Genomic DNA, 15,611 nt, shown 5'->3' on the forward strand with positions numbered 1-15,611 from the left:
ACACGCGCCCATGCGCCAACCGATGCCTGAAGCCCTGTCCCGCGTGTCCAGCCCGTCCTCCGAACCCTCTTCCAGTCCACTGCGGGCCATCGGTCTGCTGGTGGCCATTGCTGCCACCGTCCAGGCACCCCTGGTGTATCTGAGCACATCCAACCTGTCGGAGGTGATCGCGCCCGCGCTGATCGCGCTGTCGGCCTGGACGGTCCTGCTGTTGCTGAGCAAGGGATTCCAGCGACTCGTAGCACCGCTGCTGGTGACCGCGGTCCTGATCTCGACGGTGATCGCCATCGTGGCTTTCGGCTCGGTGCGCACCGCCGCGGGCTTCCTGTTCGTGGCAGTGGTGGCCGGTGCCGGCATCTTCCTGCCCCGGCGCGCGCTGTTCGTCACCGTGACCCTGAGCGTGGTGGTCCTGGGCGTCCTCACCTGGATGGAGTGGAGTGGCTGGTTCAAACCGGCCAACTTCAAGGTCGGGTTCACGGTGTGGCTGACCCAGTCCATGACCATGGTCGTGGTGGCGATCATGGTCTACCACAGCCGCAGCCGGGCCCAGCAGGCGCTGGATCTTCAGCGCCGCGAGCTGGAGCGGCGCATCCGCAGCGAGCAGGAACGGGACCAGAGCCTGGAGCGGTTCACCCGGATCTTCCGCAACAGCCCCAGCCCGATGATTGCGCAGTCGGCCCGCAGCGGCCTGATCCTGGACGTCAACCCGGCCTTCGAGCGCTGCTACGGACACACCCGCGAGGACGTGCTCGGCTGCACCGACGCCATGCTCTGGGCCGAACCGGAGCAGCGCGCCCTCTACCTGGAACAACTGTTCGCCCTGCGCCGCGCAGACCAGGTCCATGTCCAGGGACTGCGGGCCGACGGCAGCCGCTTCGAGGCGCTGATCAGCAGCGAGATGGGTGACGATCCGCAGGACCGGCTGATCATCACCACGGTCACCGACATCACCGAGCAGAACGCCACCATCGAACGCCTGCGGCGCTCGGAGGAGCGCTTCGCCAAGGCCTTCAACTTCAGTCCGATGAACCTCGCGATCACGCGCCTGTCCGACGGCCGGATCCTGGAGGTCAACCGGGCGGGGCTCATCCACGACAACGTCGGCGCGGACGGCCTGCGCGGCTGGACCACTCTGGAAACCGGCGCCTGGCTCACACCAGCCCACCGGCAGGCCTACGTCGACCAGCTCAAGCGCGACGGGCGGGTGCTGGCCTACGAGAGCCAGATGCGCGGCAGGGACGGCAAGCCGGTCGACGTGAGGCTGTGGGCGGTGCTGATCGACATCGAAGGCGAAGAGTGCATTCTGTCGTCCACAGTGAACGTTTCGGAAGAGAAGCGGCGCGAGGCCTTGCTGCTGAGCGTGGCGCAGGGCATGACGGGCGAAACGGGCACGGCCTTTTTCACCGCGCTGGCCCGCCACGCAGCCCCCGCCCTGAAGGCCGACGTGGTGATGGTCAGCGAGCTGATGCCCGACCAGGAGGTGCAGACACTGGCGATGTCCATGGACGGCGCCCTGGTACCCAACATCGTCTATGCCCCCGAGGGCACCCCCTGCGGCGAGGCCCTTTCGCGCAGCGACCTGTGCGTCCACGAGCAAGGCCTCGCCCACACCTACCCATCGCTATCGTCGATGACCGGGATGCAGGCCAGCGCCTACATCGGCCAGAGCCTGCGCGACCAGGACGGCACCGCCATTGGCTTGCTCTCGGCCATGTGGCGCCAGCCCATCACGCTCACCGCCGAGATGCGCGCGCTGATGTCGATCTTTGCGAGCCGGGCCACGGCCGAACTGATGCGGCTGCGGCGCGAGCGCGAAATCCAGCAACTCAACGCGACGCTGGAGCAACGGGTGCAGTCGCGCACCGCCGAATTGCAGAAGCTCAACGCGGAACTCGACTCGTTCGCCTACTCGGTGTCGCACGACCTGAAGTCGCCATTGCGTGCGATCGACGGCTTCACGAGCCTGCTGAGCGAACAGTTGCAGGGACGGCTGACCGCCGATGAGGAGCAGCTGCTGCAGCGCGTGCTGGCGTCGACCCACCGCATGAGCACCCTGATCGCCGACATGCTGGCACTGGCCCGCGTGAGCCAGGGCAAGATGGCGCTGAGCCCGACCAATCTGAGCGAGATCGCCGAACAGGTGATGCGCGCGGAACAGGCCAAGCACCCGGGCAGACCTCTCGCGTGGCGCATCGAGCCGGACCTGGTCAGCGTCTGCGACGCCCGGCTGGCGCGCATCGCGCTGGAGAACCTGCTGGGCAACGCCATCAAGTACACCCGGGACCAGCCACAGCCGCTGATCGAGATGGGGCGCTGCAAGGACGGTGGCCCGGGCCGCGCGAGCTTTTTCGTGCGGGACAACGGCGTAGGCTTCAATATGGCCTATGCCGACAAGCTGTTCAAGCCATTCCAGCGCCTGCACGGACCGAGCGAGTTCGAAGGCACGGGCATCGGCCTGGCCACGGTGCGCCGTATCGTGGACCGGCACGGTGGCCAGATCCAGGGTGTCGGCAAGCCCGGGGAAGGCGCCGAGTTCCGCTTCTCCCTGACACCCGCGCCAACATCCCGATGAACGCGCCAGCCCCCCTCCCCGCCGCTGAGGCGACCGGCCAGCCGCCCAGTCTGCAGCGCTACCAGGAGCGATCCCTGCTGGCATTGCTGCTGTGCATCGGAATCGCCGGTCCGCTGGTGGCGTTCGGCGTCCATCTGAGGGACGGCCTGGTGGCGCTGACCTGGGTGGCCCTCGCTTTCTCGCTCACCGACTACCTGCTGCTGGTCCTGTACGCCACGCGCCTGCGCCCGCTGGTGGCGCCGCTGCTGGTGTACACGCTGATCTTCACGTCGGGTGCGGCCATCGTGGCCCATGGCACGGTGCGCAGCATGGCCGCGCTGGTCATGATCGCGGCGGTGGTCGCTGCGGGTGTTTTTCTCTCACGCAGGAACATGCTGGTCAGCGGCGCGCTGGGCATCGCCATCCTCGGGGTGCTCAACATCGCCGAGAACCTGCAGCTGATGCCGACGCCCGAGACGCGCACCGGCTGGACCGTGTGGATTGTGCAGACCACCATCCTCATCAGCCTGATGATCACGGTCAACCTGGGCCGGCGGCGGCTGCTGGACGCCTACCGCAGCCAGAACCTGGCACTGGAGCACAGCCGCGAGGTCGAGCGCCTGCTGCGCCAGAGCCAGGACCGTTTCCAGGCCCTGTTCCGCAGCACGCCGGCCGCCTGCCTGGTGCAGTCGCTGGACACGCAGGACGTGCTCGACGCCAACCAGGCCTTCCAGTCGCTGTTCGGATACACGAACGAGGAGCTGGTGGGTCATCCTCCACCCAGGGTGTGGGCCCGCGACGAGGAACAGACCGAGTTCCGCCGGCTCATCGACACCCAGGGGCGGGTTGGCGGCCTCCGGGGACTGGCCCAGCGCAAGGACGGGTGTGCGTTCCCGGCCATGGTGCATGCCGAGGTCACGCAGAGCGCCACCGAACGGCTGCTGATCGCGGTGGTGTTCGACCTGTCGGCCGATGTGGCCTCGCGCCGCGAACTGGAGATCTCGCGCGAGCGCTTCTCGAAGGCGTTCAACTTCAGCCCGCTGGGCATGACCATCACCCGCCTGAGCGACGGCCGCTTCGTCGAGGTCAACCCCGCCAACGAGCGGGTGCTGGGATGGACACAGGCGGAATTCGAAGGCAAGACGTCGATGGAGGTGGGCGTCTGGGTTTCCGAGACCGACCGCAACCACTATGTGGCCACCCTTCGGCGCGACGGCCGGCTGCAGGGATACGAGACCCGGATGCGGACCAAGGCGGGTGCCATCGTTCCCGTGAGGGTGTGGGCGGAGATCATCGAGATCGACAACGAGCCTTGCGCCCTCTCCTTCACCCTGAATGTGGACGAAGAGAAGCGGCGCGAAGCCATGCTGCTGAACGTGGCCGAGGGCGTCTCTGGCGACACGGGCGAGGCCTTCTTCCGCTCGCTGGTCGAGCACCTAGCCGACGCCATCGGCGCCGACGGCGTCGTGGTGGGCGAGGTGGATCCTCTGAAACAGATGAACACCCTGGCCCTGGTGTGGGACGGCCGGTTGCTCCCCAACAGCACCCACCCGCTGCACCGGACCCTTTGCGAACAGGCCCTGCTGCAGCCTGCACTGCTGCGCTTCGAGAGTCCCCGCCCTGCCCACCTGAACCTGGTGCCGCCGTTTTCGGAAGCCCCGCTCCAGTCCGTGCTGGGCCTGCCGCTGCGCGATGGGGACGGCTCGGTGGTGGGCCTGCTCATCGCCGTCTGGCGCCAGCGGCCGCCACCGAACGCCCAGCTGGACGCCCTGCTGACCATCTTCGCCAGCCGCTGCAACGCCGAGCTGCAGCGGCTGCGCCGCGACCGTGAAATCCACAAGCTGCACGACACGCTGGAGCACCGTGTGGCGGCGCGCACCGCCCAGCTGCAGTACCTCAACCGCGAGCTGGACTCTTTCGCCTACTCCGTCTCGCACGACCTCAAGTCGCCGCTGCGCTCCATCGACGGCTTCAGCCACCTGCTGCGCGAGCAGATGGCCGGGCGCATGACCGCGGAGGACATCGACCTGTTCGAGCGCATCGAGGCTTCGGTCCATCGCATGAACAGCCTGATCACCGATCTGCTGGCGCTGGCGCGCGTGAGCCAGGGCACCCTGCAGCGCATGAACACCAACCTCAGCGAGCTGGCGCACGACGTGATCCGCCAGGAGCGCCACCGTGATCCGACGCGCGAGGTCGAGGTGGCGATCGAAGAAGGGCTGTATGCCGACTGCGACCCGCGCATGGCGCAGATCGTGCTGGAGAACCTGCTGGGCAACGCCTGGAAATACACCCGCCAGACCGCCAACGCCCGCATCAGCTTCAACCGCGCCGAGCCAACGGCTCCGGGTGGTGCGCCGGTGTTCTGCATCCGCGACAACGGAGCGGGCTTCGACATGGCGCGGGCCGAACGCCTGTTCAAGGCCTTCAACCGGCTGCACACCAGCAGCGAGTTCGAGGGCTCCGGCATCGGGCTGGCCACGGTGCGGCGCATCCTGGAGCGCCACGGTGGCCACATCTGGGGCGAAGGCGCCGTGGGCCAGGGCGCCCGTTTCGAGTTCTGTTTCGGCAGCGAGGCGACCGGCTGAGGCCGCTGGCGGGCTCAGTGGGCGTGCGCCATCCCGCTGACCAGGGTCACCAGGGCAATGCCCGCCAGCAGCCAGGCAATCTGGGCGACCGTCGCGCGAAGGCCGAGCCGCTTCTGCAACTGGGGAATCAGGTCGGCCAGCGCCACATAGACGAAGCTGCTGGAGGCCGCGACCAGGAAGTACGGCAGCCAGTCTTCGAGCTGGCCCAGCAGCAGGTAGCCCACCAGCCCGCCCAGGGCCGTCACCGTGCCCGCCAGCGACACCTTCACCAGGGCCGCGCGGCGCGTGCCCGAGGTCTGCTGCAGAACGACCAGATCGCCCATGTGGTGGGGCACCTCGTGGGCCAGCACCGCCAGCGCGGTCACCGCACCCAGCCGCAGGTCGGCCACAAACGCCGAAGCGATCAGGATGCCGTCGCCGAACGCATGCACGCTGTCGCCGGCCAGCACCGTCCAGCCGCCGGAACGGGCGCCATGCCCGTGGTCGTGGTTGTGACCGTGCGCATGGTCATGACCGTGGGCGTGCGCATGCCCGTGTCCATGGTGCCCACCGCCGTGGTGGTGTTCATGGCCGTGGTGCCACAGCTCGGCCTTGTCCAGCAGGAAGAAGAACACCAGACCACCCAGCAGCAGGGAGAAGAGTTCGTGCGCGCCCGCCTGGCTCTCGAACGCCTCGGGCAGCAGGTGCATGAAGGCGGTGGCCAGCAGCGCCCCGGCAGCCAGGCTCAGCATGTGCTGCGTGAACCGCGCCAGCACCCCCATGCCCAGCGCCGCGGCCAGCCACACGCTGCCCACCCCCGCCGCCACGGTGCCCAACAGGATCGCAATCAGGGTCATGAAATGTCGTCAACCAAAAGAAAGGGCCGCACAGGCGGCCCGGGGGTGGGGTCTGCAGGGCAGCGTCAGGCGACGCCGTGCTGCTGGAACCAGGCCTGTGCCCGCTTCCAGCCGTCTTCGGCCGGCTCCTTGCGGAAGCTCGGCCGGTAGTCGGCGTGGAATGCGTGCGGCGCGTCCGGGTACACCACAAAGCTCGACACCTTGGCCGCCGCATTGCCGGCCGCCAAAGCGGCTTTCATCTTATCAACCGTGTCAAGCGGAATGCCGGTGTCGGCCGCGCCGTAAAGACCCAGCACCGGACCGTGCAGGCCGGCCGCCACATCCACCGGGTGCTTCGGATTGAGGTCGCTGGTCTGACCGACCAGCCGGCCGTACCAGGCCACACCGGCCTTCACCGCCGGGTTGTGCGCCGCATACAGCCAGACCTGGCGCCCGCCCCAGCAGAAGCCGGTCACGCCCAGCTTCTTGGCATCGCCGCCGTTGGCCGCGGCCCACTTCACCGTGGCGTCCAGATCGGCCATCACCTGGGCATCCGGCACCTTGGAGATCACCTCGGCGATCAGCTTGGCCATCTCGCCATAGCTCTGCGCATCGCCCTGGCGCACGAACAGCTCGGGTGCGATGGCCAGGTAGCCTGCCTTGGCAAACCGGCGCGCGGTGTCGGCGATGTACTCGTGCACGCCAAAGATCTCCGACAACACCAGCACCACCGGCAGCCCGGTCTTGCCGGCCGGCGCCGCGCGGTAGGCGGGCATCTTGAAGCCGTTGACATCGATCATCACCTCGCCCGCGGTCAGCCCGTCGGTGGACGTCTTGATCGCCGTCTGCGCCATCACCGGCAGCACCGAGGCGGCGTAGCCCACTCCCAGGGCGGCCTTGAGTGCGGTGCGGCGGGTGGCATGGCCGTGCGAAGCCTTCGCGTCGAGCAGGGCCTGGCTGTCGGTGATCAGGTCGGTGTTGAGCATCGGTGTCTCCTTGTGGGTGGTTGAAAAGGGGATGCGGCGCGCACGGGTCGGGCACACAATGGCGCGCATCGGAGGACAGCGCCATGACCCTGACCGGACCCATTCTGCAGTTTCTCGGATGCCAGGGTGGCGTCTGGGGTTTGAGCCTGATGATCGTCTGCGACGCCACCGATCCGCAGCCGGCGCTGCGCCTGAATGTGCCGGCCGAGCTGGTCAACGGCGCCAGCGGACCGGTGCCCGGCCTGGACGCCACCGCCTGGCGCTTCGACATCGCGGTGCGCCAGACGGCGATGCCCCAGCGCATCGGCTACCGGCTGGCCGGCCGCAGCCACAGCTTCCAGGTGCCGGCCCTGGGCGCCACGCCAAGCATGGCCTACGTCTCATGCAACGGCTTTTCCGACGCGCGCACCCGCAAGACCATGAAGTCACCCAACGCGATGTGGGCCCGCATGGGCCGCCTGCACGAACAGCAGGAGCGCGTCGACGGCATTCCGGTCGGGCCGCTGGAGCTGCTGCTCATGGGCGGCGACCAGATCTACAGCGACGACATCTGGGCCACCGTGCCCGAGCTGCGGGCATGGACCGAGGTCGAGTGGTTCACCCGCACCCACATGCCCTTGAGCGACAGCCTGCGCGCCGCGCTGCAGACCCGTTTCGCCGGGTTCTACCTGGAACGCTGGAACCAGCCCGAGACTGCCGCGCTGCTGGCCTCGGTGCCCAGCGTGATGATGTGGGACGACCACGACATCATCGACGGCTGGGGCTCACACCCGTGCGAGTTGCACGGCAGCCCCGTGTTCCAGGGCCTGTTCGAGGTCGCCCGCTCTGCGTTCGAACTGTTCCAGCGCCAGATGCTGGGCGCACCGCCGCCCGCCACCCTGAACGCCCAGACCGCGCACAACAGCGCCTACCGCTTCGGCAGCACCGGCCTGCTGGTGCTCGACCTGCGCAGCGAGCGCCGGCCGCGCAGCGTAACCACCGACGCCGCCGGACGCAGGACCGTGCTCGCCGACCAGGTGATGAGCCCGGCCAGCTGGAGCGCCGTCTACGCCTGGCTCGACGCCCAGCTGGCCGCCGGCGACCTGCGGCACCTGCTGGTGATGAGCAGCATCCCGGTGATGCACCCCAGCTTCGAGCAGCTGGAGACGATGCTCGGCGCCCTGCCGGCCATCGAGGAACTGGAGGACGACCTGCGCGACCACTGGACCAGCCACCCCCACCAGGCCGAGCGCCTGCGCCTGGTGCGCCGCCTGCTGGACGCCAGTGCGCGCGGCCTGCGGGTGACCGTGCTCTCAGGCGACGTGCACGTGGCCGCCATCGGCGTGATCGAATCGGACCGCAGCGACCTTTCGCCCGAGGCGCGCAGCCTGACCCAGCTCACCAGCAGCGGCGTGACCCACCCGCCGCCGGCCGGCGTGGCGCGCTACTTCCTCGAAGAGGCCTGCAAGCAGACCGAGACCCTGGAGCCGGGGCTCACCGGCCAGATGGTGGAATTCCCGACCGCCCGGCGGCGGCTGATCGGCTGCCGCAATTTCATGACCCTGCAGGCCGACGCGCCGGGCGGCGCGAACCGGCTGTGGGCGAACTGGTGGGCAGAAGGCGTCGACCACCCGTACACGAAGGTGGTGCTGCCGGTGGGTTGAGACCGCGGGCGCTCAGTGCGCCTGGTCCCAGTTCGCCCCCACGCCCACCTCGGCCAGCAGCGGCACCTTCAGCTGCGCCACGCCCGCCATCAGGCGCGGGATCTCGGTGCGCAGCCAGTCCAGTTCGGCTTCGGGCACCTCGAACACCAGTTCGTCGTGCACCTGCATGATCATCTTCGTGCCCTTGCCCTGCTCGTCCAGCGCCTTCTGCACCGCCACCATGGCCAGCTTGATCAGGTCGGCCGCCGTGCCCTGCATGGGCGCGTTGATGGCCTGGCGCTCCAGCGCGGCCAGCTTGGCGCCCTTGGCGTTCTTGATGTCCGGCAGCACCAGCTTGCGGCCGAACACGGTCTCCACATAGCCCTGTTCCTTGGCGAGCGCGCGCGTGTCGTCCATGTACTGCTTGACGCCGGCAAAGCGCGCGAAGTAGCGGTCGATGTAGGTCTTGGCGGCCGCGTTCTCGATACCCAGCGACTTGGCCAGGCCGAAGGTGCCCATGCCGTAGATCAGGCCGAAGTTGATGGTCTTGGCGTAGCGGCGCTGCTCGCTGCTGACCTCCTCGGGCTTGATGCCGAACACCTCGGCCGCGGTGGCGCGGTGCACGTCGTGCCCCTCGTGGAAGGCGCGCAGCAGGGCCGCATCGTCGCTCAGGTGGGCCATGATGCGCAGCTCGATCTGCGAGTAGTCGGCGCTGGCGATCACATGGCCCGGCGCGGCCACGAAGGCCTCGCGCACCTTGCGGCCTTCGGCGGTGCGGATGGGGATGTTCTGCAGGTTGGGGTCGTTGCTGGACAGGCGCCCGGTCACCGCCACGGCCTGCGCGTAGTGGGTGTGCACGCGGCCGGTGCGCGGCAGCGCCAGCTGGGCCAGCTTGTCGGTGTAGGTGCCCTTGAGCTTGATGAGGCTGCGGTGTTCCAGGATCTTGGCCGGCAGCGGGTAGTCCTCGGCCAGCTTCTCCAGCACCTCCTCGTCGGTGCTGCGCGCGCCGGTGGCGGTCTTCTTGATGACCGGCAGGCCCAGCTTGTCGAAGAAGATCTCGCCCAGCTGCTTGGGGCTGCTGAGGTTGAAGGGCTGGCCCGCGATTTCATACGCCTCCTGCTCCAGCGCGAAGATGCGCTGGCCCAGCTCATGGCTCTGTTTGGCCAGCGTGGGCGCGTCGATCAGCACGCCGTTGCGTTCGATGCGGTAGAGCGTTTCGCTGCTGGCGATCTCCAGCTCGTAGATGAACTTCAGCTTCGCGTCGGCTTCGATCTGCGGCCACAGCACTCGGTGCACGTCCAGGGTCTGGTCGCTGTCCTCGCACGAGTATTCGGCGGCTTTCGCCACGTCCACCCGGGCAAACGGGATCTGGTGCGCGCCTTTGCCACACAGGTCTTCGTAGCTGATGCCGCCGCGGCCCAGGTGGCGCTCGGCCAAGCTCGACAGACCGTGCGGCTTGTGCACTTCGAGCACGTAGCTCTGCAGCATGGTGTCGTGCGCGTAGCCCTGCACCTCGATGCCGTGGTTGGCGAAGACGTGGCGGTCGTACTTGATGTGCTGGCCGAGCTTTTGCCTGGCCGGGTTTTCCAGCCAGGGCTTGAGCCGGGCCAGCACCTCGTCCAGTGGCAGCTGCTCGGGCGCGTCCGGGCCTTCGTGCCTGAGCGGGATGTAGGCGGCTTCGCCCGGCCTCACGCTGAAGCTGATGCCCACGATCTGCGCGACCATTTCATCCAGCGAGGTGGTTTCGGAGTCGATGGCGGTCAGCTCGGCGGCCTCCAGCTTGTTCAGCCAGGCGTCGAAGGCCTCCCAGGTGAGGATGGTGTCGTAGGCGAGGTTCGACGCCCTCGGAATGTCGGACGCCGGATCGCTGAACAGGTCGTTGGTGGAGCCGGGCACAGGGGCGGACGCAGCCGCGGGCACAGCCGCCTCGCCGCCCCCCAGCGCCTTGGCCAGGCCCTTGAAGCCATAGGTCTCGTAGAACGCGCGCAGCGGCTCCTTCTGCGGTTCGCCCATGCGCACCGCATCCAGCGCCGGCAGGCCGGGCACCCAGCCGTTGAGGTCGCAGTCGGTTTTGATAGTCAGCAGCTGGCGGCCGGTGGGCAGCCAGTCCAGCGCCTGGCGGAGGTTCTCGCCCACGGCGCCTTTCACTTGGTCCGCCTGCGCGATCAGGTTGTCGATGGAGCCGTACTCCTGCAGCAGCTTCACGGCCGTCTTGGGGCCGACCTTGTTCACCCCGGGCACGTTGTCGATGGAGTCGCCCACCAGCATCTGGTAGTCCAGCATCAGGCGCGCGGGCACTCCAAACTCCGCCTCCACCCCGGCCAGGTCGCGCACCTTGCCGCTCATGGTGTCGATGATGGTGATGTGCTCGTTCACCAGCTGCGCCAGGTCCTTGTCGCCGCTGCTGATCAGCACCTCGATGCCCTGACTGGCCGCCGCGACCGCCAGGGTGCCGATCACGTCGTCGGCCTCGACACCCGGCACGTCCAGCACCGGCCAACCCGAGAGGCGCACCACCTCGTGGATCGGTGCGATCTGGCTGCGCAGGTCGTCGGGCATGGGGCTGCGGTGCTGCTTGTACTCGGGGTAGAGCGCGTCGCGGAAGGTCGGGCCCGAGGCGTCGAACACGCAGGCGGCCCAGGTGGACGGGTGGTCCTTGAGCAGCTTCTGCATCATGTTGATCATGATGCGGATGGCGCCGGTCTTCTGCACTGTGCCGTCGGGCAGGGTGGTGCTCATGGCGTCGCCGCCAGCGAAGAAGGCGCGGTAGAGGTAGCTGGAGCCGTCGACCAGCAGCAGGCGCGGGGTGGATTGTTCGGACATGGGGGCGATTGTCGGGGATGCCAGGGTGCGGCGCAGGCGCTCCATGCCTACAATGCGGCATGCGCGCCCCAACCCTGCTCCGATCCCTCCCGCTGGCCCTCGCCATTGCCGCGTCCCTGCCCGTGCTGGCACAGACCGGCACCCCGGCGCCCACCCCGGTCGAACAGCCCCGGCTGCCGGCGGGCGAGGCCAAGGTGATCGAACGCATCACGCACGAAGACGCTGGCTCCCGCATCGACGAGGTGCGCATCGGCGGCCAGACCCGCAGCATCGACGTGCAGCCCAAGAACGGCGCCCCGGCCTATGAAATTGCCCCCCAGAGTGGCGCGGATCTGCCCACCGAAGGCCAGGGCAGCAGCGGCCGCAGCCGCTGGCGCCTTCTGAGCTTCTGACCCTTTCCCGTTTCCATGGCCGTTTACACCGAAGTCCCGCAGGACGAAGCCGCTGCGCTGCTGCGCGAACTCCAACTGGGTGAGCTCACCGCCTTGCGCGGCATCCAGGGAGGCATTGAAAACACCAACTACTTCGCCACCACGGTGCTGGACGGCGCCGAGACCGAGCACGTGCTCACGGTGTTCGAGCGCCTGGGCTTCGAACAGCTGCCGTACTACCTGCGCCTGATGAAGCATCTGGCCCAAAAGGGCATCCCGGTGCCCGAGCCTGCTGCCAACACCAAAGGCGAGATCCTGCACCGGCTGCAGGGCAAGCCCGCGGCCGTGGTCAACAAGCTGGCCGGGCACAGCGAACTGCGGCCCTCTGTGGTGCACTGCGAGGCCGTGGGCGCCATGCTCGCACGCATGCACCTGGCCGGCCAGGACTTCGCCATGCAACAGCCCAACCTGCGCGGCCTGGCCTGGTGGAACGAAACCGTGCCGGTGGTGCTGCCGCACCTGAGCGACAACCAGGCCACCCTGATCCGCAGCGAACTGGCCTACCAGAACCACGTGGCCGCGCAGTCCGCCTTCAAGGCGCTGCCCCATGGCCCGGTGCACGCCGACCTGTTCCGCGACAACGTGATGTTCGACGGCGACCGCCTCTGCGGCTTCTTCGACTTCTACTTCGCCGGCAACGACAGCTGGCTGTTCGACCTGGCTGTCACCCTCAACGACTGGTGCATCTTCCACGGCGACGAGGCGGCCGACGGCCTGCACGACGAGCGCCGCGCGCACGCCATGCTGGCGTCCTACCAGTCGGTGCGACCGCTGACGGCGGCCGAGCGCCAGCTGCTGCCCGCCATGCTGCGCGCCGGCGCGCTGCGCTTCTGGCTCTCGCGCCTGTGGGACTGGCACCTGCCGCGCGAGGCGGCCATGCTCAAGCCGCACGACCCGGGCCATTTCGAGCGTGTGCTGCGCGAGCGCGTGCGCCAGGCCCGCGACCTGGCGGACTCGCTGCGCGACGCCGGCGGCGTGCCCGCCTGAGGGCCGTGCCATGAAGCTGCGCACCGTGCCCGCATCCACCGGCCTGCAATGGGTCCGGCTGGGCGTAAAGACCTTTCTGCGGCAACCCCTGGCCATGTCGGGCCTGTTCTTCATGTTCATGGCGGTGGTGTCGGTGCTGGCCCTGGTGCCGTTTCTTGGCACCGCCCTGGCCACCCTGCTGACCCCGGCGGTCAACCTGGGCCTGATGTCGGCCTCGCGCGAGGCCGAGGCCGGGCGGTTCCCGATGCCCAAGCAGCTGGTCACCGCCTTCCGTGGCGGCCCCGCCAAAACCCGGGGCATGCTCACCCTGGGCGGTCTGTATGGCCTGGGGCTGCTGGTGATCCTGCTGCTGGTGGGCCTGCTGGAAGGCAACCCCGAGGGCGCCGCCACCATGACCGCCGAAGAGGCCATGCGCAGCATGGTCACCAGCCCTGCCCTCTGGTTCGGGCTGGTTGCCATGATGCCGCTGCAGATGCTGTTCTGGCACGCGCCCGCCCTGCTCTTCTGGCACGGCGTGCCGCCGGTCAAGAGCCTGTTCTTCAGCCTGATGGCCTGCTGGGCCAACAAGGGCGCGCTGCTGGTGTTTCTGCTGGGCTGGACCGGGCTGTTCGTGGCCTTCAGCGTGTCCCTCAGCCTGCTCAGCGCCCTGCTCGGTGGCGCGCAGGCCGCGGGCCTGATCGTCTACCCGGCGGTGCTCTTCATGGCCTCGATGTTCTTCACATCGATCTGGTTCACGTTCCGCGACAGCTTCGACGACAGCGAGCCCGCAGGGGTGGTGGCGACGGACGACTTCGCGCCCCACTGAGCGGCCTCCAGGCCCCGGCGGCCGTTGCGGTGCAACTCCATCGCCCGCAGGAACAGCGCTTCCACCTGCAAGGTGATCTGCGGCCAGTCCAGCGGCTCCACCGAGGCGCGGGCCTGCCCGGCGGCCCGAGCCACCCGTCCCGGCTCCCGCGCCAGCGCCACCGCCGCCTGCACAAAGGCCCGCTCATCACCGGCCGGCACTGTCCAGCCGTTGTGGTCGGACTGCACCCACTCGGCTGCTGCGGCGCAAGCGTAGGCCAGCACCGGCAGCCCGCTGGCCAGTGCCTCCAGGGTCACGTTGCCAAAAGTCTCGGAGAGGCTGGGAAACAGCAGCAGGTCGGCCGAGGCGTAGCTGCGCGCCAGCTCGGCCTGGGTCTGCGAACCCATGAACCGCGCCTGCGGGCAGCGCCGCTCCAGCGCATCGCGCATCGGCCCGTCGCCCACGAACACCAGGCGCACGCCCTCGTGGACCGCCTGCATGGCTTCGAAAGTCTCCAGCACCAGGTCGAGGTTCTTCTCGGGCGCCAGGCGCCCGACCACCAGCAGCACCAGGTCGCCGGGGCCAGCGCCCCAGTGCGCCCGCAGCGTGTTGTCGTGAAGGCCGGGGTCGAACAGCCGGGTGTCGACGCCGCGCGCCACCACCTGCAAGCGCTCGAAGCCCTGTGACAGCAGCTCGGCGCACAGGGCGCGGGTGGGCACCATGGTGCACAGGGTCTGGTTGTGGAACTTGCGCAGGTAGGCCGCAATTGGCCGCCGCAGCCAGCCCAGGCCGTAGTGCTGGCTGTAGCTGTGGAAATTGGTGCGGAAGTCGGACGTGACCGGGATGCGCAGCTGCCGCGCCGCCTTCAGCGCCGACCAGCCCAGCGGCCCTTCGGTGGCGATGTGGACCAGGTCGGGGCGCTGCAGCGACCACGAGGCCATCAGCGCCTTGCGGCCCGGCAGCCCGAGCTTGAGCTGGGGATAGCGCGGGATCGGCATGCCGCGCATCAGCTTTTCTTCGAACCCGATGTCCCGCGCGCCGCGATCGCCCGTGGTCTGCCGGGGCCGCACCAGCTGCACCTGGTGGTTGCGCTCGCACAGGCCCTGCACCAACCGGGACAGCGTCAGCGCCACACCATTGACCTCGGGTGGCCAGGTTTCCGTGACCACCGCCAGACGCAGCGAGGGGCGCGCGGCAGGAAAGTCCTGCAGCACGATGTCTTGGGAGTCGGGTGTCGTCATGCCCCGATGGTCCGCCCGGGGCGCAACAGATTTGTGACAGCGCACCCGCCGATGTGACCGCCTGAAGACCGAACCGTGAAGCCCCGGTGTTGTCACCGCGATTTCACGCAATCGCGACACGATGCGCACACCCCCAACCCCTTGCAGGAGCCCGCATGACCGCGTTTTTCGACGCCCTGAAGACCCAGCGCTGGGACGACCACCGCTACTACCACCACAACCGCATCAACCAGACGCTGCACTTCATCAGCGCGGTCAGTTTCGTGGTGGCCTACGGGTGGCTGGTCATCGACCCGGTGGTCTCGGCGCTGATCGGCTGGCTGGTGTCGATGACGACGCGACAGTCCGGCCACTTCTTCTTCGAACCCCTGGGCTACGACCATGTGAACCAGGTCACCAACGAATACAAGGAGGAGATCAAGGTGGGCTACAACCTGCGCCGCAAGGTGGTGCTGATCGCCATCTGGGCCGCGGTGCCGCTGGCGCTGCTGGCCAGCCCCGACCTGATGGGCCTGATCGAGCCGCACACCGACTGGACGGGCTACGTGCGCGACGTCGGTGCCGCCTGGCTGGCGCTCGGCGTGGCCGGGCTGCTGTTCCGCACCGTGCACCTGTTCTTCCTCCGCGACGTGCAGACCGGCCTGGTGTGGATGACCAAGATCCTCACCGACCCGTTCCACGACATCAAGCTCTACCACCGGGCCCCGCTGCAGCTGCTGCGCGGCGAGCTGTACGACCCCGCGCACGGCCGCGCCTGACGCCGTTCAAGGGCGTGCGGTCCTC

At 68.6% G+C, this 15,611-nt stretch carries 10 protein-coding genes and 1 pseudogene; 7 read left to right on the forward strand and 4 right to left on the reverse strand.

What is annotated here, in order from left to right; all coding sequences use genetic code 11:
* The first annotated feature begins 10 nt into the window (after positions 1–10).
* Both HPS01S_RS17705 and HPS01S_RS17710 read left to right on the forward strand, forming a co-directional pair.
* Positions 11–2,572 (forward strand): PAS domain-containing sensor histidine kinase, encoded by a 2,562-nt coding sequence (locus HPS01S_RS17705; RefSeq protein ID WP_157576423.1) that lies wholly within the window; start codon positions 11–13, stop codon positions 2,570–2,572.
* Entirely contained in the window at positions 2,569–5,139 is a 2,571-nt protein-coding gene (locus HPS01S_RS17710) for a PAS domain S-box protein (protein WP_066159051.1), read from the forward strand. Before HPS01S_RS17705 ends, HPS01S_RS17710 begins: the two co-directional genes overlap by 4 nt.
* 14 nt (positions 5,140–5,153) lie before the next feature.
* Here HPS01S_RS17710 and HPS01S_RS17715 read toward each other — a convergent pair whose 3' ends face one another.
* Both HPS01S_RS17715 and HPS01S_RS17720 read right to left on the reverse strand, forming a co-directional pair.
* The gene (locus tag HPS01S_RS17715) at positions 5,154–5,975 is read right to left on the reverse strand and encodes a ZIP family metal transporter (protein WP_066159054.1); all 822 of its coding nucleotides are present in this window, start codon (positions 5,973–5,975) and stop codon (positions 5,154–5,156) included.
* Between the two features lie 65 nt (positions 5,976–6,040).
* A complete protein-coding gene (locus HPS01S_RS17720; RefSeq protein WP_066159057.1) occupies positions 6,041–6,940 on the reverse strand; it encodes a dienelactone hydrolase family protein in 900 nt (299 codons plus the stop codon).
* Positions 6,941–7,023: 83 nt separating this feature from the next.
* On the opposite strand from HPS01S_RS17720, the gene HPS01S_RS17725 reads away from it, so the two are divergent.
* A complete protein-coding gene (locus tag HPS01S_RS17725; protein WP_066159060.1) occupies positions 7,024–8,583 on the forward strand; it encodes an alkaline phosphatase D family protein in 1,560 nt (519 codons plus the stop codon).
* A gap of 12 nt (positions 8,584–8,595) precedes the next feature.
* Here the strand turns inward: HPS01S_RS17725 and polA are convergent, their stop codons facing one another.
* On the reverse strand, positions 8,596–11,385 hold the full coding sequence (gene polA / locus HPS01S_RS17730; RefSeq protein WP_066159207.1) for a DNA polymerase I: 2,790 nt from the start codon (positions 11,383–11,385) through the stop codon (positions 8,596–8,598).
* 59 nt (positions 11,386–11,444) lie between these two features.
* Here polA and HPS01S_RS17735 point away from each other — a divergent pair, with 59 nt between their 5' ends.
* From HPS01S_RS17735 to HPS01S_RS22375, 3 genes and pseudogenes are all read left to right on the forward strand, one after another.
* On the forward strand, positions 11,445–11,777 hold the full coding sequence (locus tag HPS01S_RS17735) for a hypothetical protein (RefSeq protein ID WP_066159063.1): 333 nt from the start codon (positions 11,445–11,447) through the stop codon (positions 11,775–11,777).
* A 15-nt stretch (positions 11,778–11,792) separates the two neighbouring features.
* On the forward strand, positions 11,793–12,803 hold the full coding sequence (locus HPS01S_RS17740) for a homoserine kinase (protein WP_066159066.1): 1,011 nt from the start codon (positions 11,793–11,795) through the stop codon (positions 12,801–12,803).
* A 10-nt stretch (positions 12,804–12,813) separates the two neighbouring features.
* A pseudogene (locus HPS01S_RS22375) lies at positions 12,814–13,497 on the forward strand (BPSS1780 family membrane protein); the annotation flags it as partial.
* Here HPS01S_RS22375 and HPS01S_RS17750 read toward each other — a convergent pair.
* A complete protein-coding gene (locus HPS01S_RS17750) occupies positions 13,485–14,828 on the reverse strand; it encodes a glycosyltransferase family 4 protein (RefSeq protein WP_157576426.1) in 1,344 nt (447 codons plus the stop codon). The pseudogene HPS01S_RS22375 and the gene HPS01S_RS17750 sit on opposite strands and share 13 nt — an antisense overlap.
* 155 nt (positions 14,829–14,983) lie before the next feature.
* On the opposite strand from HPS01S_RS17750, the gene HPS01S_RS17755 reads away from it, so the two are divergent.
* A complete protein-coding gene (locus HPS01S_RS17755; RefSeq protein WP_066159071.1) occupies positions 14,984–15,586 on the forward strand; it encodes a hypothetical protein in 603 nt (200 codons plus the stop codon).
* The last annotated feature ends 25 nt before the right edge of the window (positions 15,587–15,611 follow it).

Source organism: Hydrogenophaga pseudoflava NBRC 102511 (assembly GCF_001592285.1).
Taxonomy (GTDB): Bacteria; Pseudomonadota; Gammaproteobacteria; order Burkholderiales; family Burkholderiaceae_C; genus Hydrogenophaga; species Hydrogenophaga pseudoflava.

Bases quoted from the DNA above. Each gene is read 5' to 3' on its own strand.
- polA (WP_066159207.1), bottom strand. From the start codon at position 11,385: ATGTCCGAACAATCCACCCCGCGCCTGCTGCTGGTCGACGGCTCCAGC.
- HPS01S_RS17755 (WP_066159071.1), top strand. From the start codon at position 14,984: ATGACCGCGTTTTTCGACGCCCTGAAGACCCAGCGCTGGGACGACCAC.
- HPS01S_RS17710 (WP_066159051.1), top strand. From the start codon at position 2,569: ATGAACGCGCCAGCCCCCCTCCCCGCCGCTGAGGCGACCGGCCAGCCG.
- HPS01S_RS17715 (WP_066159054.1), bottom strand. From the start codon at position 5,975: ATGACCCTGATTGCGATCCTGTTGGGCACCGTGGCGGCGGGGGTGGGC.
- HPS01S_RS17750 (WP_157576426.1), bottom strand. From the start codon at position 14,828: ATGACGACACCCGACTCCCAAGACATCGTGCTGCAGGACTTTCCTGCC.
- HPS01S_RS17705 (WP_157576423.1), top strand. From the start codon at position 11: ATGCGCCAACCGATGCCTGAAGCCCTGTCCCGCGTGTCCAGCCCGTCC.
- HPS01S_RS17720 (WP_066159057.1), bottom strand. From the start codon at position 6,940: ATGCTCAACACCGACCTGATCACCGACAGCCAGGCCCTGCTCGACGCG.
- HPS01S_RS17725 (WP_066159060.1), top strand. From the start codon at position 7,024: ATGACCCTGACCGGACCCATTCTGCAGTTTCTCGGATGCCAGGGTGGC.
- HPS01S_RS17735 (WP_066159063.1), top strand. From the start codon at position 11,445: ATGCGCGCCCCAACCCTGCTCCGATCCCTCCCGCTGGCCCTCGCCATT.
- HPS01S_RS17740 (WP_066159066.1), top strand. From the start codon at position 11,793: ATGGCCGTTTACACCGAAGTCCCGCAGGACGAAGCCGCTGCGCTGCTG.